At 66.3% G+C, this 20,328-nt stretch carries 16 protein-coding genes; 5 read left to right on the forward strand and 11 right to left on the reverse strand.

Annotated features, from left to right (window positions below; translation table 11 throughout):
- Window positions 1-39 precede the first annotated feature (39 nt).
- Both Q8Q53_RS12035 and Q8Q53_RS12040 read right to left on the reverse strand, forming a co-directional pair.
- On the reverse strand, window positions 40-2,187 hold the full coding sequence (locus Q8Q53_RS12035; protein ID WP_305702016.1) for an FAD-dependent oxidoreductase: 2,148 nt from the start codon (window positions 2,185-2,187) through the stop codon (window positions 40-42).
- Window positions 2,188-2,248: 61 nt separating this feature from the next.
- Complete coding sequence (locus Q8Q53_RS12040; RefSeq protein WP_305702017.1) at window positions 2,249-3,370, reverse strand: FAD-dependent oxidoreductase; 1,122 nt, start codon at window positions 3,368-3,370, stop codon at window positions 2,249-2,251.
- A gap of 125 nt (window positions 3,371-3,495) precedes the next feature.
- On the opposite strand from Q8Q53_RS12040, the gene Q8Q53_RS12045 reads away from it, so the two are divergent.
- Window positions 3,496-4,257 carry a DUF1499 domain-containing protein gene (locus tag Q8Q53_RS12045; protein ID WP_305702018.1) on the forward strand — a complete coding sequence of 254 codons (762 nt, stop codon included), beginning with the start codon at window positions 3,496-3,498 and terminating at the stop codon, window positions 4,255-4,257.
- 7 nt (window positions 4,258-4,264) lie between these two features.
- Here the strand turns inward: Q8Q53_RS12045 and Q8Q53_RS12050 are convergent, their stop codons facing one another.
- Window positions 4,265-4,705, reverse strand: coding sequence for a DUF2721 domain-containing protein (locus tag Q8Q53_RS12050; protein ID WP_305702019.1), 441 nt, complete (start codon window positions 4,703-4,705; stop codon window positions 4,265-4,267).
- A gap of 67 nt (window positions 4,706-4,772) precedes the next feature.
- Between Q8Q53_RS12050 and Q8Q53_RS12055 the strand changes: the two genes are divergently transcribed.
- On the forward strand, window positions 4,773-5,330 hold the full coding sequence (locus Q8Q53_RS12055; RefSeq protein ID WP_305702020.1) for a lipocalin family protein: 558 nt from the start codon (window positions 4,773-4,775) through the stop codon (window positions 5,328-5,330).
- Here Q8Q53_RS12055 and acs read toward each other — a convergent pair.
- The 4 genes from acs to Q8Q53_RS12075 all read right to left on the reverse strand — a co-directional run bounded on the left by acs (window position 5,327) and on the right by Q8Q53_RS12075 (window position 10,333).
- The gene (gene acs / locus Q8Q53_RS12060) at window positions 5,327-7,255 is read right to left on the reverse strand and encodes an acetate--CoA ligase (protein WP_305702021.1); all 1,929 of its coding nucleotides are present in this window, start codon (window positions 7,253-7,255) and stop codon (window positions 5,327-5,329) included. The genes Q8Q53_RS12055 and acs overlap by 4 nt on opposite strands.
- A 71-nt stretch (window positions 7,256-7,326) precedes the next feature.
- Window positions 7,327-8,043 (reverse strand): TonB family protein, encoded by a 717-nt coding sequence (locus Q8Q53_RS12065; protein WP_305702022.1) that lies wholly within the window; start codon window positions 8,041-8,043, stop codon window positions 7,327-7,329.
- A gap of 3 nt (window positions 8,044-8,046) precedes the next feature.
- Window positions 8,047-9,651, reverse strand: a complete 1,605-nt coding sequence (locus Q8Q53_RS12070; protein WP_305702023.1) for an MBL fold metallo-hydrolase — start codon at window positions 9,649-9,651, stop codon at window positions 8,047-8,049.
- Between the two features lie 46 nt (window positions 9,652-9,697).
- Window positions 9,698-10,333 carry a TetR/AcrR family transcriptional regulator gene (locus Q8Q53_RS12075; protein ID WP_305702024.1) on the reverse strand — a complete coding sequence of 212 codons (636 nt, stop codon included), beginning with the start codon at window positions 10,331-10,333 and terminating at the stop codon, window positions 9,698-9,700.
- A gap of 136 nt (window positions 10,334-10,469) precedes the next feature.
- Between Q8Q53_RS12075 and Q8Q53_RS12080 the strand changes: the two genes are divergently transcribed.
- Complete coding sequence (locus Q8Q53_RS12080) at window positions 10,470-12,239, forward strand: bifunctional UDP-sugar hydrolase/5'-nucleotidase (RefSeq protein WP_305702025.1); 1,770 nt, start codon at window positions 10,470-10,472, stop codon at window positions 12,237-12,239.
- Here the strand turns inward: Q8Q53_RS12080 and Q8Q53_RS12085 are convergent, their stop codons facing one another.
- The 4 genes from Q8Q53_RS12085 to lgt all read right to left on the reverse strand — a co-directional run bounded on the left by Q8Q53_RS12085 (window position 12,240) and on the right by lgt (window position 15,688).
- Window positions 12,240-13,034 (reverse strand): DUF1295 domain-containing protein, encoded by a 795-nt coding sequence (locus Q8Q53_RS12085; protein WP_305702026.1) that lies wholly within the window; start codon window positions 13,032-13,034, stop codon window positions 12,240-12,242. It lies immediately after the preceding gene.
- Window positions 13,027-13,650, reverse strand: a complete 624-nt coding sequence (locus Q8Q53_RS12090; RefSeq protein WP_305702027.1) for a lysophospholipid acyltransferase family protein — start codon at window positions 13,648-13,650, stop codon at window positions 13,027-13,029. Before Q8Q53_RS12090 ends, Q8Q53_RS12085 begins: the two co-directional genes overlap by 8 nt.
- Window positions 13,651-13,718: 68 nt before the next feature.
- On the reverse strand, window positions 13,719-14,783 hold the full coding sequence (locus Q8Q53_RS12095; protein WP_371136551.1) for a class I SAM-dependent methyltransferase: 1,065 nt from the start codon (window positions 14,781-14,783) through the stop codon (window positions 13,719-13,721).
- Complete coding sequence (lgt, locus tag Q8Q53_RS12100; RefSeq protein ID WP_305702029.1) at window positions 14,780-15,688, reverse strand: prolipoprotein diacylglyceryl transferase; 909 nt, start codon at window positions 15,686-15,688, stop codon at window positions 14,780-14,782. Before lgt ends, Q8Q53_RS12095 begins: the two co-directional genes overlap by 4 nt.
- 142 nt (window positions 15,689-15,830) lie before the next feature.
- On the opposite strand from lgt, the gene Q8Q53_RS12105 reads away from it, so the two are divergent.
- Complete coding sequence (locus Q8Q53_RS12105) at window positions 15,831-17,543, forward strand: class I adenylate-forming enzyme family protein (RefSeq protein WP_305702030.1); 1,713 nt, start codon at window positions 15,831-15,833, stop codon at window positions 17,541-17,543.
- Window positions 17,540-20,284, forward strand: a complete 2,745-nt coding sequence (locus Q8Q53_RS12110) for a [protein-PII] uridylyltransferase (RefSeq protein ID WP_305702031.1) — start codon at window positions 17,540-17,542, stop codon at window positions 20,282-20,284. Before Q8Q53_RS12105 ends, Q8Q53_RS12110 begins: the two co-directional genes overlap by 4 nt.
- Window positions 20,285-20,328 lie beyond the last annotated feature (44 nt).

Genomic DNA, 20,328 nt, shown 5'->3' on the forward strand with positions numbered 1-20,328 from the left:
CTTCAGGCCCAGGTTACCCGGCACATCACGTCCGCGTGCCTAGCCCCGCCGCCAGGTATGATACCGCCCGACCCACCGCAACAGGCGTTCCGGCGCGTGCTTCTTTTTCCATTCACCGGCGGCATACTTGTTGGCTTCGGCCATCGTCGGATAAGTGTGGATCGTGGCCATGATCTTGTTCAGGCCCAGCCCGTGTTTCATCGCCAGCACATATTCGGCCAGCAGTTCCCCGGCGTGTTCGCCCACGATCGTGACCCCCAGAATGCGATCCTTGCCCGGCAAGGTCAGCACTTTGACGAACCCGGTGGTCGCGCTGTCGGCTATCGCGCGGTCAAGTTCATGCAGCGGGAAGACGGTGACTTCGTGGGGCACGCCTTCGGCATGGGCATCCTGTTCGTTCAGGCCGACCCGGGCCATTTCGGGGTCGATGAACGTCGTCCACGGGATCACCCGATAATCGGCCTTGAAGCGTCTGAACTGGCCGAACAGTGCGTTGACGCTGGCGAACCACGCCTGGTGCGAAGCGGTGTGGGTGAACTGGTAAGGACCGGCCACATCACCCGCCGCATAGATATTGGGATAGATCGTGGCGAGGTATTCGTCCGTCACGACCGTGCGCTGCGTTTCGATTCCCAGCGCCTCCAGACCATAACCGGTCAGCCGGGCCTTGCGCCCCACCGCGACGATCAGCGCATCGAAGGGGATCGCCTGTTCCTGTCCGCCGCTGGCAACCACCAGCCGCCGCTCTGCCCCGTTTTCCACCCGCAGCGCCTCATGCCCGGTCAGGACCGTGACTCCCGACGCCTGCTGCGCCGCGCGCGCGAGCTCCGAGACGTCCGCATCCTCCCGCGGGAGCAGGCGCTCCCCGCGCTCGACCTGCGTCACTTGCGCCCCCAGCCGGGCAAACGCCTGAGCCAGTTCCGACCCGATCGGGCCGCCGCCCAGCACGGCTATGCGGCGCGGGATTTCATCGGCCTGTGCAAACGTTTCCCACAGCGTGTCGCTGGTCAGATAGCCGGATTGCGCCAGCCCCGGCAGATCAGGGATGAGCGGTTCCGCCCCGGCCGCGATGATGATGGCGCGGGTGGTAAGCCGCTGGTGGCTGCCATCGGCGTGGGCAATTTCCACCGTCCAGGGATCGACAATGGTCGCATAGCCCTGCGCCACATCGACCCCCAGACCGGTGTAGCGTTCCACACTGTCATGCGGCGCAATCGCGGCAATCGCGTCATGGACCCGCTGCATCACCGCCTTGAAACTGAACTGCGGCTCTACACCGTTCAGTCCGTAACGGTCTGCGTGGCGCATCTGGTGCGCGATGCGGGCCGACTTGATCAGCGCCTTGGACGGCACGCAGCCATAGTTGAGGCAATCCCCACCCATCTTGTTTGCTTCGACCAGTGTGACTTTCGCGCGGACCGTCGCACCGATCAGCGATGAGACAAGGCCCGCAGCGCCCGCGCCGATCACCACCAGATTGCGATCGAACCGCCGGGGGCGCTGCCAGCGGGCATAGACCCTCCGCCGCACGATCGCTGCCATGATCCATTTGCCCAGCCAGGGCAGCAGGCCCAGCGCCGCGAACGAAGCCAGCAGCCGCGGCGAGGCGATGTCGGACAGCGCGCTGATCCCGGCAAGCTGCGTGCCCGCGTTGACATAAACCACCGTGCCCAGCAGCATCCCCAGCTGGCTGACCCAGTAATAAGTCCAGACCCGGATCGGGGTCAGCCCCATCACCAGATTGACTGCGAAGAACGGGAAAATCGGCACCAGCCGGAGCGAGAACAGGTAAAATGCCCCGTCGCGCGCAACCCCGTCGTTCACCGCGCGCAGCCGGGCGCCAAAGCGCCCCTGCACCGTATCGCGAAACAGATAGCGCGAGCCGAGAAACGCCAGCGTGGCCCCGATGGTCGACGCGAACGAGACAATCACCGTGCCGGTCGTCACCCCGAAAATCGCGCCTGCCGCCAGCGTCAGCACGACCGCACCGGGCACGGACAAGGCGGTCAACACCACGTAAGCCACAAAGAAAATCAGCGCCACCAGCGCCGGGTTCGCCCGGTAGACAACATCAATCGCGGCCTGCTGGGCCTTCAATCCGTCAATCGTGAGATACTGCCCAAGATCGAGCAGGAACCAGGCGGCAAGCGCGAGCACCAGCAGCGCGGCGATGACAATGCGTTTCACAAGATTGCTCCCAAACGGATGGCGGTTTGCGCCTGATTGGCCGCGCTCGGCAAGACTGCGCTCATCGCCCGCCCTCACCGGGCCGGGTGTAGCGGCCAACGAAGTGCCGGTCGATCCAGTCCTTGATCCACCAGACCCAGCGCCCGGCCGCCATCAGGCCGCCCCATGAACCGATCGCGCGGCGGTCCCCCGTTGCCAGCAGGTATAGCGTCCGGCCGCGCGGCTGATACGCCTTGAGCGGCGCTGCACGCGCCGCCGCGCGCAAGTTTGCGGCCAGCACCGGACCGGCCTTGACCGCATGAACCCCGGACCGTTCCAGCGGGCGGTCGGCCCGGTTGATGATGTCACCGGCCGCGAAGATCGCGTCGTGCGAAATGCTGCGCAGGTCCGCGCCGACAGCGACAAAGCCCTGATCGTTGCAGGCCAGCCCGGATGCCGCCAGCCAGCGCGGTGCGCGGCTGCCGGTCGCGGCGATCACGCAGTCAGCGGCCAGCCCGGTGCCATTGGTCAGCAGCACCCCGTGCCGCGTGCCGACAGCTTCGCCGTAGTGCAGCGCGACGCCCCGCCCGGCCAGTTCGGCCAGCGCCCGTTGCCTGACCGCACTGGCGTGGCCTGCCAGAAACCCGCGCTCGACCGTCACCAGCGCGACCTGGGGTTGCCGGAACTGCCGGGCCAGCGCGGTCGCGACCGCCAGCGCCAGCTCCACCCCGGCCGCACCGCCGCCAACCACGACAACGCGCGGCGCGTCGGACCCGGCGATTGCTGTCAGAAAGTGCGTCCAGCGCGCCATGAACGCGCCGACCGGGCGAACCGGCAGCAGCCGGTCGCCCAGCGCTGCAAACGTTGCAGTGTCGATTTCTCCGCCGGTTGCCAGCGAGAGCAAATCGAACGCCAGCGTCTCGCCGCTGGCCAGCGTCAACTGACGCGCGGCGGCATCAAGGCCGGTCACATCAGACAGGATCAGCCGCGCCCCGGCCTGTCTGGCCAACGGCTCCAGGTCGATCAGCAGCTCGCCCGCCGGATAGATCCCGGCCAGCCAGCCCGGCAGCATGCCGGAATAGGCGGTCTGGCGCGTCGACGTTACCAGCCAGCGCTCGGTTTCGGGAAAGGGCCGCTGCGCCCAGTCGGCCAGCACCGCCAGATGCGCGTGGCCGCCGCCTGCCAGAATGATGCGTCGCGTCATGTGTTCGGTCTGACTTTCGAATGCGCTGCAGCGGTGGCCCGGCCAGGCTGGCCAACCTTACACGCCGCCGGGCCAAAGCGGATCGGTGATTGACGCCGACAGGCTTTCCTGCTGACTTTACAGCCATGACGCAAGCCGGACCAAATACAGTACAGCCATCCAGCCGGGCCACGCGCCTGGGCCACTGGTCGTTGCGGGTCGCCCTGGCCGCGCTGGCGGTGGCGGCGATCGGCCTGACGCTCGCGCGCTATGACATGATCCCCAAGCTGACCGGATTTTCGGCGCTGCTGGCGGGAGGACTGGTGGCGATCGCGGCGCTGATCGCGGGACTGGCAAGCCTGATCGCCGGTCGCAAGGCGGTCTATCCGGGCCGGTCCAAGGCCTGGGCCGGTCTGGCACTGGCCCTGCTCTATGTCGGTTTTCTGGGCACCCGACCGCTGGTCGCGGGCGATGTCCCGTCGATCCACGATGTGACGACCGATCTTGCCAACCCGCCGCAATTTGCAGTGCTGCCGCTGCGCGCCGACAATCTGGTCGGTGTGGGCACTGCCGAAAACTGGCGGAAAATCCATGCCCAGGCTTATGGCGATCTGGGCCCGGTCACGCTGCCACAGCCCGTGCCGGTGGTGACCGAACGGGCCGTGCGCCTGGCCGAGGAAGCTGGCTGGAAAATCGCCAGCGCCGATCCGGCGCGCGGAATTGTCGAGGCTACGGCCAGCGTGTCCTACATCCGCTTCCATGACGACGTTGTCATCCGGATCACGCCGGTCGGGGATGGCACCAGCAGCCGGGTCGATATGCGCTCGGTCAGCCGGGTCGGGGTCGGGGATCTGGGCGTGAATGCCAGGCGGATCGGCGATTTCCTGAAGCAACTGTCAGACGCCTGACCCCGGGTCAGATATCGCGCTCAAGCTCCAGCAGGCTGCGCGGGATGCGCAGTTGCGCGGACGCCACGCGGGTTTCGGCCAGGAACAGCATCAGCGCCCACATCAGCAGGCCGATTGCGACCAGGAACAACCCTGCCGCCGCGACTTGCAGCCGGATCGCCACGAATTCTTCCAGAAACAACACCGCTACGGTCACGCCGATGGCCAGCCCGCTCAGCACCAGCAGGAAGATCGCGCGGGTGATCAGGTGGATGCGCTGCGCAATGGCGCGCATTTCGATCACCACGGCATCGTGATCCGCGCCGCTGGTGGCGGTGTGCCGGTCCTGCAACTGGCGCGACCGGTCAACCACGCGGCCCAGCCGGGTCGACAGCAGGTTCATGATGTTGGCAATCGCGACCAGCACGAAAACCGGGGCTAGGGCGAGCTGGATGGTCTGGGCGATCATGGGGCCTTGCATACGGGGGAATGGTCCCCAGATTCAATGCCACACTCACCACAAGGCATTTGCCGCTATGACATCCCGTTTCAAAGCCCCGCTGCTCCTTGCTGCGCTGGCCGGGGCAAGCGTGCTGTTGTCCGGTTGCGCCGTGCTGGGGCCGAAGCATCCGGTGGGGAACACCGCCGTGCCGGAGCCGGCCAAATCGGTCGATCTGCCGCGCTATCTGGGCAAGTGGTATGAAATCGCCCGCTATGAACAGTCGTTCCAGAAAGGCTGCGAAGGCGTCACCGCCGACTATGCCCTGCGCGCGGACGGCGCGATCGATGTGCGCAACGCCTGCCGCAAGGCCGATGGCAAAACGTCCGTCGCCAATGGCAAGGCAAAGGTGGTCGATGCCGTCACCAATGCCAAGCTGAAGGTCAGCTTCTTTGGCCCGTTCTATGGCGATTACTGGGTGCTGGACCGGGCGGACGATTATTCGTGGGCCATCGTCGGTGAGCCGTCAGGGCGTTACCTGTGGCTGCTGGCGCGCGAAGCGACCCCGCCCCCCGCCAAGGTGGAGGCGTTGATCGCCCGCGCCCGCGCGCTGGGTTACGACACGTCGATGCTGATCCGCACGCGCCAGCCCTAACGCCCGCTGGTCAGCAGCACGTCAACCACGCCCGGATCGGCCAGTGTCGATGTATCGCCCAGGTTCGCGGTATCGCCTTCGGCGATCTTGCGCAGGATGCGGCGCATGATCTTGCCCGACCGGGTCTTGGGCAGGCCCGGTGCAAAGTGGATCACATCGGGCGTGGCGATCGGGCCGATTTCCTTGCGGACCCATTGCACCAGTTCGCGGCGGATGTCCTCGCCCGGCACTTCGTTGGCGTTGAGCGTGACATAGGCATAAATGCCCTGCCCCTTGATCTCGTGCGGCATCCCCACGACCGCGGCTTCGGCGACGCGGGCATGCGCGACCAGCGCGGATTCGACTTCGGCAGTGCCCATGCGGTGGCCCGATACGTTGATCACATCATCGACGCGGCCCGTGATCCAGTAATAGCCGTCCTCGTCCCGGCGGCAGCCGTCACCGGTGAAATACTTGCCGCGATAGGTGGTGAAATAGGTCTGGAAGAACCGCTCGGAATCGCCCCACACGCCGCGCATCTGGCCGGGCCAGCTTTGCGTCAGGCACAGGTTGCCTTCCGCCGCACCGTCCAGCACTTTGCCATCCGCGTCCACGATCTGCGGCACCACGCCGAACATCGGCTTTGAGGCAGAACCGGGTTTGAGGTCGGTTGCGCCCGGCAGCGGGGTGATCATCGCGCCGCCGGTTTCGGTCTGCCACCAGGTGTCGACAATCGGGCAGCGTCCATCGCCGACCACGCGCCAGTACCATTCCCACGCTTCGGGATTGATCGGCTCGCCCACCGATCCCAGCAGGCGCAGGCTCTTGCGGCTGGTGCGCTTCACCCAGTCATCGCCTTCGCGCATCAGCGCGCGCAGCGCGGTTGGCGCGCCATAGAAGATGTTGACCTGATGGCGGTCGACGATTTCCCAGAAGCGGCTGTGATCGGGATAGTTCGGCACGCCTTCGAACATCACCGTGGTCGCGCCGTTGGCCAGCGGACCATAGACGACATAGCTGTGCCCCGTGACCCAGCCCACGTCCGCTGCGCACCAATAGATTTCGCCGGGGCGGTAATCGAACACGTAGTGGTGCGTCATCGCCGCCCACGTCAGGTAACCGCCGGTGGTGTGCAGCACGCCCTTGGGCTTGCCGGTGGAGCCAGAGGTATAGAGGATGAACAGCGGGTCCTCCGCGCGCATTTCCTCCGCCGGGCAATCGGCTGAGACGCTCTCGCGGTGGTCATGCCACCAGTGATCGCGCCCATCGGCCATCGTCACAGCATTGCCGACATGACGAACGACCAGCACCGCGCTGACCGAGGGGCAATGCTCCAGCGCGGCATCGACGTTGGCCTTCAGCGGCACCTGCTTGCCGCCGCGCATCCCGGCATCGGCGGTGATGACGATGTTGCTGTCGCAGTCCTGAATCCGGCCCGCCAGCGCCTCTGGTGAAAAGCCGCCGAACACGATGGAGTGGATCGCCCCGATCCGGGTGCAGGCCAGCATCGCCACCGCCGCTTCTGGGATCATCGGCAGATAGATCGTGATCCGGTCCCCCCGCCGCGCGCCCAGCGCTTTGAGCGTGTTGGCGAACCGGCAGACGTCGGCGTGCAGTTGGCGATAGGTCAGGCGGCGCTGGTGTTCGCTGTCATCGCCTTCCCAGATGATCGCCACCGTATCGCCGCGTTCGGCCAGATGGCGATCAAGGCAATTGGCCGACACGTTGAGCGTGCCGTCGGGAAACCACTCGATCCCGAAATCGGCCTCGTCAAAGCTGGACTGGCCCAGCTTGGTCCACGGCTTGATCCAGTCGAGCCGATCCGACTGTTCGCGCCAGAACGCTTCCGGCTCCGCGATGGAACGGCGATACTGCTCGGCATAGGCGGCGGCATCGACATAGGCGCGGCTGGCCCATTCGGCGGGGACGGGGTGCAGGGTGGCCATGGTGGTCCTCTCTCGGATTCGTGCTTTTGCCCAGTTAGGAACCGGACCGCATGCCCGTCAATCGCGCGCCGTCATTCATACCACCGCTGCCGCCAGCCATAGGTGGACGCAACCGGGTTGCCCTGCGCATCGGTCGCAGGCTTGAAGCGGAACCGTTGCAGCGCCAGCGTGCAGGTGATCGCGTTGGCCTGCGCATCCTTGCTGGGGCGGTGGATGCGGCAGGCGGTGGGCTTGCCTGCGGCGCTGACAGTGATGGCGACGATCACGTAATCATCCTTGCGCAGATCGCGGGTTTCGCGCGGGTAATCCCTGGCGGAGTTGATTTCGCCCGCGGTCTTTTCAACCTTGCGGGTCAGTCCGCCGCCGGAACCGGTGCCACCCGTGCCGCTGCCGGTGCCGCTGCCCTGCCCGCCCGCGCCAGTTCCCGCCCCGGCGTCCTGTGCGCCGGATGTATTGGCACTGCCGGTGCTGGCGGCCTTCGGTGCGGGCGCTCTGGCCAGTTCGACCCTCGGCTTTTCCGCCTTCACCTCGCGCGCGACCGCTTTTTTGCCCGCTTCGGCGGCGGCCCCGGCACGTTCCGGTTCCTTGCTTGGCGCGGGCGCGGGCGGCGGCGTGACGACCGTTACGGTGAAGGTGGACAGCACGGTCCTGGTCACTTGCGCGGTGAAATCGGGCGCGAACGCGCGGATCAGACCCAGCAGCGCCGCAACGTGGAGCAGTCCAACCAGCACGATCACCCCCAGCCGGGTGCCGCGCGGGGTGGACAGGTCAGCAGCCTCGGCCCCCATCGCTCAGCGGCGTCCCCTGCGGTGTTTGTCCGACCGGAACTGGGTGTAGCTGTCCAGCACCTTGCGCATCGCCTCGACCGCCTTCTGGCGCTCGCGCGTGTCCTCGATCCGCGACAACTCGCGCTTCAGGCCGGTGACCAGTTCGGCATAGCTGTTTTGCCAGTCACGCCCCAGCGCCTGGGTCAGATCGGTCCGTCCGGTTTTCGTCCGCCGCGCCGGGGCGGCGGGTGGCAGGATATAGGATTCACCGATTTCCGGCAGGACGATGTGGGTTTCCGGCAGCTTTGACTGCGCCAGCCGGCGCAGCGCCTCAAGCGCCGCCTGCTCACCGTGGATCAGGAACAGGCTCCCCGCAATCGGCGCGCGTGCCTCGATCCAGTCGAGCAGTTCGCCCTGATCGGCATGGGCGGAATAGCTGTCTATCCGGCGGATCGTGGCGCGGACCATCACGTCCTCGCCCGAAATGCGCACGCGGCCCGCGCCTTCGACGATCACCCGCCCCAGCGAACCCGCCGCCTGATAGCCGACGAACAGCACGGTGGCTTCGCGCTTGTGCAGATTGTGGACCAGATGGTGGCGGATCCGCCCGGCCTCGCACATGCCGGACGCGGACAGGATGATCGCGCCCGAGATCGAATTGAGCCGGATCGATTCCTGCACACTGTCCACGAAGTGGAACGCCGGCTGCCTGAACGTCGGTTCGCGGCTGAACCCTTCCAGCCGGGCGGCGTGACGTTCAAACACTTTGGTCGCCTGACTGGCCAGCGGGCTGTCGATGAACACCTGCACGTTGGGGATCGCGCCCGCGTGCATCAGCTCCGCGATGTCGAGCAGCAGTTCCTGCGTGCGCTCCAGCGCAAAGGTGGGAATGATCAGGTTGCCGCCGCGCGCCATTGCGCCGCGGATTTCCGCTTCCAGCTCGCGCCGCCGCCCGTCAATGGTCATCGGCACCCGCGCCCGGTCGCCATAGGTGCTTTCGCACAGCACGTGGTCGAACCCCGATGTCCCTTCGGGATCGGCGTGAAACGCCTTGTTGTCCGGCCCCAGATCGCCAGAACACAGCACCCGCACGCCGCCCGCTTCCAGTTCGGCCGAAGCGGAGCCCAGGATGTGCCCGGCATTCCACAGCCGCGCCCGGATGCCCGGCACGGGTTCAAACCATTCTTCCAGTTCCACCGGGCTGGCCTGTCCCCACGCCGCGATGGCATCGGCTTCGGTGTAGAGCGGGTCGAACGGATCTTCGCCCGCACGGTCACGGCGGCGGTTGCGGCGGGCGGTATCGGCTTCGTGGATGCGGCCCGCGTCGGCCAGCATGTATTCCAGAAGATCGGCGGTCGGCTGGGTACACCAGATCTTGCCCCTGAACCCTTCGGCCACCAGCCGGGGAAGCAGACCGGAGTGGTCGATATGGGCGTGCGTCAGGATCACCGCGTCGACTTTGGCCGGGTTGAACCCGAATGCCCCCGCGTTCAGCCCCTCCAGCGTGCGCGAGCCCTGGAACAGCCCGCAATCGACCAGTATCCGGTGGTCGCCAAACGTGAATTCGTGGCAGGAACCGGTCACCGTGCGCGCGGCGCCGTGGAGCGTCAGGGTCAGATCCTTGGTCATGCGGGCAGACTGCCCGTGTTGGCGGGCGGGAGCAAGCCCGGAGCGATCAGGCGGCGCGCAGCCCCGATACCGCCTTGGCCCCGCGATCCTGCGCCGACAGGCCATCGAACACCGCATCGACAATCCGGGCCAGCTTGTCGGTCGACAGCCTGGGCATGATCATTTCCATCGCGGCGATGTTGACGTAAACGCTGACCATCTGGTTCACCAGGCTGAGCGCTTCATCCACCGAAAGTCCGCTGAAAAAGCCCTCGCCCATCGCCTCGCCGATGATTTCGGCCAGATAGTGATCGCCCAGATCGACATAGCTGCGGATCAGTTCGAAATGTTCCTTGCCCAGTTCAACGTGCAGGGCAAACGCCACGGGATCTTCTTCCCATTCGGCCTTCATCAGGGCGAAGCGCCGGGCAAAGAATTCAAACATCTTGCGGCGCGGCGGCAGGTCGCTGGCGACGACTTGTTCCATGATGTCCAGCTTGGGCTGGAACCAGCGCCCGGCCACCGCCTCGATCAGGGCTTCCTTGCTGTCGAAATAGCGATAGAGATTGGCAGGCGACATGTTGGCGCGAGCGGCAACCTCGGCCACGGTCAGCGCGGTGGACCCGCGCTCATCGATCAGGGCAATGACCAGATCGATCAGATGCTCCCGTCCGGCTTCGATATCACTCTTCGGCCGCGGCATTGCCCATACTCCCCGGGTGCGTGTTGCGTGGGAATATAAATGCAGGCGGCGGAAATTCAAGGAACTGTCTTAGTTGCACAATACGCAAGGCGGGTTGTCATTGCCCGATTGTCCTGACCGACCTAGGAACACCGCCATGATCGAATCCGCCAACCGCCGCCGCCGTTTCTCTGCCCTGCTGCCCGTCCTGCTGCTGCCCGCGCTGGCGGCATGCGGCGCGCAAGGCCGGGTTACCTCCACCGCCCCGACCGCGCCGGTGACCATCGGTATCATCGCGCTCAACGATTTCCACGGCGCGCTGGAGCCGCCGCGCACCGCCGTGCTGGTGCCCGATGGCAAGGACGATGCCCGCCCGGTTCCGGCAGGCGGCGCGGCCTGGCTGGCGAGTGCGGTGGACAGCCTGCGCGCGCAATATGATCATTCCGCCACGGTTGCCGCAGGCGATCTGATCGGCGCATCGCAAATCGCCTCGTCGCTGTTTCTGGATGAACCGGCGATCGGGGTGATGAACCGGATCGGGCTGGATTTCAACGCGGTCGGCAACCATGAATTCGATTCCGGCACGGACGAACTGCTGCGCAAGCAAAGCGGCGGCTGCGTCCAGCACACCGCGCGCAAGCCGTGTCAGGTTGAGCGCTTCACCGGCGCCAGTTTCCGGTTCCTGGCGGCCAGCACTTATACGGCGGATGGCAAAACGCTGTTCCCGGCATCGGGCCTGCGCACATACGGCAAGGGCAAGCGCCGGGTGGAAGTGGGCTTCATCGGCCTGACCCTGAAAGGGACGCCGGATCTGGTTTCGCCGGACGGCATTCGCGGGCTGACCTTCGGGGACGAGGCCGATGCCATCAACGGCGAGGCCGCGCGGCTGCGGCGCGGCGGGGCCGATGCAGTGGTCGTGATGATCCATCAGGGCGGCTATACGTCCGGACGGCCCGATCCGGGCGGCTGCGAAAATCTGACCGGATCGATCGGCCCGATCCTCGACCGGCTGGAACCGGGCGTGGACGTGATCGTTTCGGGCCACACGCACTGGGCCTATGTCTGCGATTACAGCGCGATCAATCCGGCGCGGCCGGTGCTGCTGACCAGTGCGGGCATGTTCGGCCAGCTGGTGACCGATATCACCCTGCAAATCGATCCCGCGCAGGGCCGCGTGGTCAGCAAGCGCGCGCGCAACGTGGTCGTGCAAAGCGATCCCTATGTCTCACCGCGCGGGCCGGTCGAAACCGCCGCCGATTTGCCCCGCTTTACCCCCCGCGCCGATGTGGCGGCCTATGTCGGCAAGTATGTCGAAGCCGCGCGCGACTATGCGCAGCGCCCGGTCGGGCGGCTGAGCGGAGCGGCGACGCGCGCCGAAGTCGCGGGCATCGGCAACCAGGGCGGGCCGCTCGGCAACCTGATCGCCGACGCGCAACTCGCCGCCACGGCCGGAGCGGGCGCGCAGATCGCGTTCATGAACCCGTTCGGCATCCGTGCGCCGCTGAACCCGGCGGCGGACGGCGGGCTGACCTTTGGCGCCATCTATGCCGCCCAGCCGTTCAACAACACGCTGATCACCCAGTCGATGACCGGGGCAGAACTGAAGGCGGTGCTGGAGCAGGGCTTTGACGACAATGGCCCGCACCAGGTGCTGGCCCCGTCCGCCGGGTTCGCGTTCAAGCTGGACCGCACCCGCCCGGTTGGCGACCGGGTGACTGCAATTACGCTGCACGGTCAGCCGATCGATCCTGCGGCCAGCTACCGGATCACCACCAACAGCTTTCTGGCCGGCGGCGGTGACAGCTTCAGCGTGTTTGCCCGGCAGCGCGATGCGGTAACCGGGATGTCCGATCTCGACGCACTGGAAGCATGGCTGAAAGCCGTTCCGCCCCGCGCTGTGCCGATGGAAGAACGGGTGACGCGTTGATCATCCCCGGCGCGGCGGCCAGGGGACAAAGCCGGAGGTGCGCGCGACATAGTCGGCATACCCCGGCCGGGTCTTGACCAGCCCCTTTTCCAGCAGCGGCTTGCCCGACCAGCGGGTCAGCGTGAACGTCAGGAACAGCGGTCCGATCACGCTGATCGCGGCGACCAGCGCTCCGGCCTCTGCCGCGGCCAGCCAGATCCCCCACCAGACGCAGGTATCGCCGAAGTAGTTGGGATGGCGGGTATAGCGCCACAGTCCCGTGTCCAGCACTTTGCCCTTGTTCGCCGGGTTGGCGCGGAACGCCTTGAGCTGGGCATCGCCCACTGTCTCGAACGTCATCCCCACCAGCCACAGCGCCGCCCCGGCCCAGGCCAGCGGGCCAATCGGCGCGGGATCGCCGCTGGCCAGCACGCCCAGCTGCGCGGGCAGGCAGGTCAGGAACAGCAGCACCGCCTGCGGGCCGAACACCACGGTCAGCGCGGCGCGGCCATAGCGGCCCTGCTCCTTCGCCTTGCCCAGCATCCGGGCATAGCGCGGGTCTTCCCCGTGTGCGCGCCAGCGGGTAAACAGGTGCAGCCCCAGCCGCAGCCCCCAGATTGCCGCCATGCCCGCGATCAGGCCGGCGCGCGCGCCGGGTTCGCCCAGTTGCAGCCAGCTGGCCACTGCCAGCACTGCCATGCCCGCGCCCCACACCGCGTCGATAAACGACACGTCGCGGATGCGTGCGGCAATCGCGCAGAGGCCCAGCATCAGCACGGCGATGATCCCGGCGTTGATCAGCAATCCGTCAATCACGGCTGTCCGCTCCCATCAGGGTTTCAAAATCGGTGATCGCGCGGTCCGGGTGGCGCGGGGTGGTGTTGCGATAGAATTCCACCACTTTGGCCATGTCGGCGCGGAAATCGCCGGTCGGCCAGATCGCCGGGCCAAGCCCGCCGGTCTTCTTGCCGTAATCCATCATTCCGATCACCAGCGGCACCCCGGCGGCACGGGCGATGTGGTAAAAGCCGGTGCGCCATTGCCCCACCGCGCTGCGCGTGCCTTCGGGCGCGATCACCAGCATGAATTCCTTGCGGCGGCGAAACTCCGCCGCCATCAGTTCGACCGTGTTGTGGCGGCTCGACCGGTCGATCGGCACGCCGCCCATGTCGCGCATGAAGCGCCCCAGCGGCCAGCGGAACAGGCTCCGCTTGCCCATGAAGTGGACCTTGACCCCAAGGTCGGCGGTCAGCCCCAGCAGGTTGACGAAATCCCAGTTGGACGTGTGCGGCGCGGCGATCACCACGCAGCGCCGGTCAGCGGGCGCAGTCCCCGTCGCCGTCCAGCCACGCGTCCGGTAAAACCACAGCATCACCCGCCGCACGATGCGCGACAACAACGCGGGCGGCGGATCCTGATAATCCGTTTCCATACACTCTCCCCCTGTTTCGCAACGCTAGCACGCCGCCGCGCAAATGCGAGGGGGACAAAAGGCGGTTATCAGCCGTGAAAACCAGCCCCGCCCGGCCAGTTCGGGTGCGCCAGCCCCATGACCTTGAACAATAGCCCCATCTGCCCTTCGCCGATCAACCGGTCCCTGGCGGAATGGATCGCGGCGGCGTGCTCAGGTGCAACCTGGGCCAGCGCCTGCGCGCGGGTTTCGATCCCCAGTTCGCGCAGCCAGCGCCCCTGCGGCACGGTCCCCAGCCACTTGCACCCGCGCGACTGGGCAATCGGGGCGAGTGCGGCGAAATCGACATGCGCGGTCAGGTCCGCCTCGCCCGGACTGACGAACGGATCGGCTTTCAGATGCTGGCGCACGGCTTGCAGGGTAGAGCCATCGCGCAGCTGGTCATGCCCGTAATCGATGAACAGCGCCGCCCCGCCCTGCTCCATCAGCCGCCCCGCCACTTCATAGACGGTCGCCGCCGCGCCGGGGCAGGTTTCGATGATCGTCCCGTCCGCCGCGCCGCGCCGCGCCTCTGGCACGGCGGCATCCATCGGCTGCTGCCCGGCGATGCAGACGAACCGGTCCCCTTCGGGCACGACCATCCGTTCGCGCCAGCCCTGCGGCGTCTTGACCAGTTGCCGCACTGGCAGCGCATCGAGGAATTCGTTGGCGACGATCAGCACCGGGCCATAGGCGGGGATCGTCGAGAGGTCATGGTGCCACTGCGCGCCGGGGACGGTCTCCAACTGGATGTCCTTGAGCGCGGTCGATGCCTCGACGAAGTGGATCGACGGTTCCAGCCCATAGCGCCGCGCCGTGCGCAGCGCATCCTTGGCGAGCGTGCCGCGCCCCGGCCCCAGCTCGACATAGTGGACCGGCGTTTCGCGCCCTGCATTGATCCACATATCGGCCAGCCACAGCCCGATCAGTTCGCCGAACATCTGGCTGATTTCCGGCGCGGTGATGAAATCGCCCGCGCTGCCGAGCGGATCGCGGCTGGTGTAATAACGCGCGTTCGACTCACCCATGTAGTGCATCAGGCTGATCGGGCCGGTATTGGCGATCAGCCGCCGGAAGATCGCCGCGAGCGGTTCGGCCGCTGCCCCGTCCATCATGGAGCGGGGGTGACCGGGGCAGGGGGAATCGGCGCAGTGCTGCCCAGCGCGGGGCGGATCAGCGCCCGGGCGATGAAGAACAGCCCGACCAGCATCAACGGCACGGTCAGCCACTGGCCCATCGACAGCCCGGTCTGCAGCGCGAATTCGGTCAGCTGGGCGTCCGGTTCGCGGTAGAATTCCACGAAGAACCGCGCCAGCCCCATCCCCAGTGCAAAGGTTGCCGCCAGCAGGCCCGGCCGCCAGCGCGCGCGGGTTTTCCAGAACATCAGCAGCATCACCACGATCAGCACCGCGCCTTCCAGCGCCGCTTCGTACAGCTGGCTGGGATGACGGGCGAGGCCGCCCGGTGCATCGGGGAAGACCATCGCCCAGGGCACGTCCGGCCCGGCCACGCGGCCCCACAATTCGCCGTTCACGAAATTTGCCAGCCGCCCGAACAGCATCCCGAACGGCACGCAGACGGCGATGTAATCCATCACCCGCAGGAAGCTCAGCCCGCCCTGCCAGGCGACCCACGCCACGGCCAGCACGGTGCCCACCAGCCCGCCGTGGAAGCTCATCCCGCCGTTCCACAATTGCAGCAGCGACACCGGATCGGCCCACAGGCTGGGCAGGCCGGTATCGCCGCCGGTATAGAACGTGGCATAGCCCAGCCGTCCGCCCAGAATGATCCCGACCGTACACCAGAAGAACAGGTCATCGGCGTGGCGCTGCGCCAGCGGCGCGCCGGGGGCCTTGATCATCCGCGACAGGTGCCAATACCCCAGCAGGATGCCCGCCAGATAGGCCAGCGAATACCAGCGCAAGGCGAAACTGCCGATGGTGAACACATTCGGACTGAGGTTCAGGTCCTGCCAATAGATTGGCGCATCGCTTGCGGCGGCTAGCAGTAGTGACAGCAAGGACGTAACCTCCTAGATCGTAAGGGTCGGCAGCAGTGGTACCAACCGCTGCGCCTTCTGGCACAAGCACGCCGGGGAAACAAACCCCGGCACAAGGCAAGAGAGGGGCTTGCCTTGGAAACAATGGGGAAAAGGAAGCCGAATGGCGAGCGAACTCGATACTGCCCTCACGTCTGTTCTGGACCGGCTGACCACGCCGGGAGCGCCGCTGGAAACCGCACCGTTCGAACGATTTGATCGCACCCTGCCGATGCTGAAGAACGCGCCGCCCACGCTGGTGCATTACTTCGCGTTCTTCTGCGCCCACCACGGCAACACGCCGTTCCTGGTGGATGGCGACGTGCGGATGAGCTTTTCCGAAGTCCACGCCGCTGCCCGCACGGTTGCGGGCGGGCTGGTGCAGGGCCACGGCGTGCAGCGCGGCGACCGCGTCGGCATTGCCGCGCGCAATTCGATCAACTGGATCATTGCCTACATGGGCACGCTGATGGCGGGCGGCTGCGCCACGCTGCTCAACGGCTGGTGGAGCGGTGAGGAACTGGCCGGCGGGATTGAGCTAGCCGATTGTTCGCTGGTGCTGGCCGATGCCCAGCGCGCCGCGCGGCTGGAAGGCCACGCCCACCCCGGCACGATCGTGGTGTTCGATCACGCGGGCGGCTGGGAACAGGGCCTGGCCCCGCTGCTGGCCAATGGCGGCGGCGCGGATACGCCGCTGCCCGAACTGACCGGCGATGATCTTGCCACGATCCTCTATACCTCCGGCTCCACCGGCCAGTCGAAGGGCGCATGGTCTGACCACCGCGGCGTCGTGCAGGCCGCGATGAACTATGCTGCGCAGACGCTGATGGTCGCCACCCACCTGACCGACAAGGGCGAAATGCCCACCGCCCAGCCCTGCACGCTGGTCAACGTGCCGCTGTTCCATGTCACCGGCATGGTCCCGCTGTTCCTGCAAAGCTTCGCCATCGGCCGCAAGCTGGTGCTTATGCCCAAGTGGGACGCGGAAGAGGCGATGCGCCTGATCGAAGCGGAGAAAGTGACCTACTTCGTCGGCGTCCCGCTGATGAGCTTTGAAATCGCCACCCACCCCAACCGCGACAAGTATGACCTGACCAGCTGCGTATCCTATGCCGCTGGCGGCGCGCCGCGCCCGGTCGATCACGTCACCCGGATCCGCGAAGCCCTGCCCCACGCCTTCCCGCTGCTGGGTTATGGCCTGACCGAAACCAACGGCGTCGGCTGCGGCAACTTCAACGAAAACTACCTCGCCAAGCCGGGCTCCACCGGCACCGCATCGAAACCGCTGGTCGAGATCGGTATCCTGGACGACGACGGCAAGGAACTGGCCGCAGGGCAAGTGGGCGAAGTCTCGATCCGCTCCATCGCCAACTTCCTGGGCTACTGGAACAACCCCAAGGCGACCGCCGAGGCGATCATGCCGGACGGCTATTTCCGCACCGGGGACCTCGGCTACCTCGATGAGGACGGCTACCTGTTCATCGTCGACCGCAAGAAGGACATCATCATCCGCGGCGGTGAGAATATCAGCTGCATCGAGGTGGAGCAGGCAATCTATGCCCACCCCGATATTGCCGAGGCGAGCGTGTTCGGCGTGCCGGATGAAAAGTTCGGCGAACTGCCCACCGGGGTCTATCTGGTGAAGGAAGGCCGGACCGTGTCCGAGGACGATCTGCGCGCATTCCTGCAGGCGCATATCGCCCCGTTCAAGGTGCCGGTGCGGCTGTGGCAGGAAACCGAAACCCTGCCGCGGCTGGGGACCGAAAAGGTTGACAAGCGTGCCTTGCGCGCGCGTTACCAGCCGCTGTGGATCAACGAGCAACAGAGCAGGGCTTGACCGGAAAAACCATCACCAACCAGCGCGCGGTGATTGACCGCCGCGCGCTGGGCGATGCCATCGCCGAACTGGTCCGCACGTCTGCCAAGCCGCCCCGCCAGCAAGTCGTGGCGCTGTTGCGCGCAAGCCTGGCCGACGGCCGCGCGGAAATTGCCCGGCGGCTGATCGCCAGGCCATCGGCGGGTAACGATTGCGCCGCCGCGCAGGCGTTCCTGGTCGATCAGCTGGTGCGGGTGATCCACGATCACGTGATCGCGGATGTCTATCCATCGGGCAACCGGTCCACTGGCGAACGGCTGACGGTGATGGCCGTGGGCGGCTATGGCCGGGGCGAAATGGCCCCGCATTCGGACGTCGACATCGCCTTCCTCACCCCGTCCAAGCAGACCGCCTGGTGTGAACAGGTGATCGAGGCGATGCTCTATTTCCTGTGGGATCTGGGACTGAAAGTCGGGCATTCCAGCCGCAGCCTGGATGACATGGTCCGGATGGGCCGCGCCGACCTGACGATCCGCACCGCGATGCTGGAAGGGCGCTATGTCTGGGGCGACCAGCCCTTGTTCGATGCCGCCCAGGCCCGGTTCTTCGCCGAAGTCGTCGCGGGCAGCGAGCGCCAGTTCGTCGCCGAAAAGCTGGCCGAGCGCAACGACCGGCATAAACGGCTGGGCGACAGCCGCTATGTCGTCGAACCCAACGTGAAAGAGGGCAAGGGCGGCCTGCGCGATCTGCACACGCTCTACTGGATCGGCAAATACATCCACAAGGTGCGCGATTCCAGCGAACTGGTGGCGGTCGGCCTGCTCAGTCCGTCCGAATACCGCGCTTTCCACAAGGCCGAGGATTTCTTCTGGGCGGTGCGCTGCCATCTGCACACCATCACCAACCGGGCCGAGGACCGGCTGACTTTCGACCTGCAACGCGAAGTCGCCGCACGGATGGGGTTTGCCGAGCGACCGGGAAAAAGCTCGGTCGAACGGTTCATGCAGTACTTCTTTTTGCAGGCCAAACGGGTCGGCCACCTGACCGGCGTGTTCCTCGCCCAGCTGGATGACCAGATCGCCAGGAAACAGCCGCGCGGGCTGCTGGCGGGTTTCCGCGCGCGGCGGCGGATGGTCAAAGGCTATCCGGTGTTCGGCGGAAAGATCAACGTGCCGTCCGAAACGTGGTTTTCCGAAGACCCGGTGCGGCTGCTGGAAATCTTTGTGCTGGCGGACAGCCAGGGGCTGGAAATCCACCCCGAAGCGATGCGCATTGCGGTGCGCGAAGCGCGGCTGGTCGATACCGTGCGCACCGATCCGCGCGCCAACGCGCTGTTTGTCGATCTGCTGACCAGCCGGAACGATCCCGAAACCGTGCTGCGCTGGCTGAACGAAACCGGCGTATTCGGGCGGTTCGTGCCCGATTTCGGGCGGGTAAACGCGCAGATGCAGTTCGATATGTATCACCACTACACGGTGGATGAACACACGATCCGCGCGATCGGGCTGATGGCCCGGATCGAAAAGGGCGAGCTGAAGGCGGACCATCCGCTGGCCTCTGCGATCATCCACAAGGTGGTGAACCGCCGCGCGCTCTATGCCGCGATCCTGCTGCATGACATCGCCAAGGGGCGGCGCGGCGATCATTCGGAACTGGGCGCCGAAATCGCGCTGAAGCTGTGCCCCCGGCTGGGCTTCAGCGAGGAGGAGACCGCGCTCGTCAGCTGGCTGGTGCGCACGCATCTGCTGATGAGCGCGACCGCGTTCAAGCGCGATCTGGCCGATTTCAAGACGATCACCGATTTCGTGGCGCAAGTGCAATCGATCGAGCGGCTGCGGCTGCTGGCGATGCTGACCATCGTCGATATCCGCGCGGTCGGCCCCGGCGTGTGGAACGGCTGGAAACGCCAGCTGATCTCCGGACTCTATGAAGCCGCCGAAGGGCAGCTGCGGCTGGGCCACAAGCAGCACGGCCGGGCCGAACGGATCGCCGCCAAGAAAGCCGCCGTGGCCGACCGGCTGGGCGCGCAGGCGGGGCTGGTCGAACAGACCGGCAAGCTGCTGAGCGACGCCTACTGGATTGCCGAACCGGATGATATCATCGCCCTGAACCTGGCCCAGCTGGAACAGGCCAAGGGGCTGACACTGGATGTTCATACCCAGTATTATGCGGCGCGCGGGGCCACGCTGGTCACCGTGATCGCGGCGGACCATCCGGGGCTGTTCTACCGGATCGCGGGCGGCATCCATCTGGCCGGCGGCAACATCATCGACGCGCGCATCCACACCGCGCGCAACGGTATGGCGGTTGACAATTTCCTGGTGCAGGACCCGCTGGGGCGGCCGTTCTCCGAAGACAGCCAGCTTGCCCGGATCAAGACGATGATCGCCGATGCCCTGGCCAACCGGGTCAAGCTGGTCCCGCAACTGGCTGCGCGCCCGCTCGCCCGCCCGCGCGCCGATGCGTTTGAAGTGCGCCCGAACGTCGATTTCGACAACGCTGCCAGCAACCGCTTCACCGTGGTCGAAGTCAACGCGCGGGATCGCCCCGCCCTGCTCAACCGGCTGGCCCGCGCGCTGTTCGAAGCCCGGCTGATGGTCCATTCCGCCCACATCGCCACCTATGGCGAACGCGCGGTCGACAATTTCTATGTCACCGATCTGCTGGGCGAAAAGATCGATTCCCCCCAGCGCCTGAAAGCGGTCGAAAAGCGCCTGCTGGATGCGGCCGGCGAAGAAACCGTGGACGTCGCGGCGGCATAGTTCTCATCCCAATATCACCGTTCGTGTCGAGCGAAGTCGAGACA

The organism is Novosphingobium sp. (assembly GCF_030699305.1).
Lineage (GTDB): Bacteria > Pseudomonadota > Alphaproteobacteria > Sphingomonadales > Sphingomonadaceae > Novosphingobium.

What these genes read in the sequence shown, in the direction of transcription:
- Q8Q53_RS12040 (WP_305702017.1), bottom strand. Translation starts at nt 3,370, where the DNA reads ATGACGCGACGCATCATTCTGGCAGGCGGCGGCCACGCGCATCTGGCG.
- Q8Q53_RS12045 (WP_305702018.1), top strand. Translation starts at nt 3,496, where the DNA reads ATGACGCAAGCCGGACCAAATACAGTACAGCCATCCAGCCGGGCCACG.
- Q8Q53_RS12050 (WP_305702019.1), bottom strand. Translation starts at nt 4,705, where the DNA reads ATGATCGCCCAGACCATCCAGCTCGCCCTAGCCCCGGTTTTCGTGCTG.
- Q8Q53_RS12055 (WP_305702020.1), top strand. Translation starts at nt 4,773, where the DNA reads ATGACATCCCGTTTCAAAGCCCCGCTGCTCCTTGCTGCGCTGGCCGGG.
- acs (WP_305702021.1), bottom strand. Translation starts at nt 7,255, where the DNA reads ATGGCCACCCTGCACCCCGTCCCCGCCGAATGGGCCAGCCGCGCCTAT.
- Q8Q53_RS12065 (WP_305702022.1), bottom strand. Translation starts at nt 8,043, where the DNA reads ATGGGGGCCGAGGCTGCTGACCTGTCCACCCCGCGCGGCACCCGGCTG.
- Q8Q53_RS12070 (WP_305702023.1), bottom strand. Translation starts at nt 9,651, where the DNA reads ATGACCAAGGATCTGACCCTGACGCTCCACGGCGCCGCGCGCACGGTG.
- Q8Q53_RS12075 (WP_305702024.1), bottom strand. Translation starts at nt 10,333, where the DNA reads ATGCCGCGGCCGAAGAGTGATATCGAAGCCGGACGGGAGCATCTGATC.
- Q8Q53_RS12080 (WP_305702025.1), top strand. Translation starts at nt 10,470, where the DNA reads ATGATCGAATCCGCCAACCGCCGCCGCCGTTTCTCTGCCCTGCTGCCC.
- Q8Q53_RS12090 (WP_305702027.1), bottom strand. Translation starts at nt 13,650, where the DNA reads ATGGAAACGGATTATCAGGATCCGCCGCCCGCGTTGTTGTCGCGCATC.
- Q8Q53_RS12095 (WP_371136551.1), bottom strand. Translation starts at nt 14,783, where the DNA reads ATGATGGACGGGGCAGCGGCCGAACCGCTCGCGGCGATCTTCCGGCGG.
- Q8Q53_RS12105 (WP_305702030.1), top strand. Translation starts at nt 15,831, where the DNA reads ATGGCGAGCGAACTCGATACTGCCCTCACGTCTGTTCTGGACCGGCTG.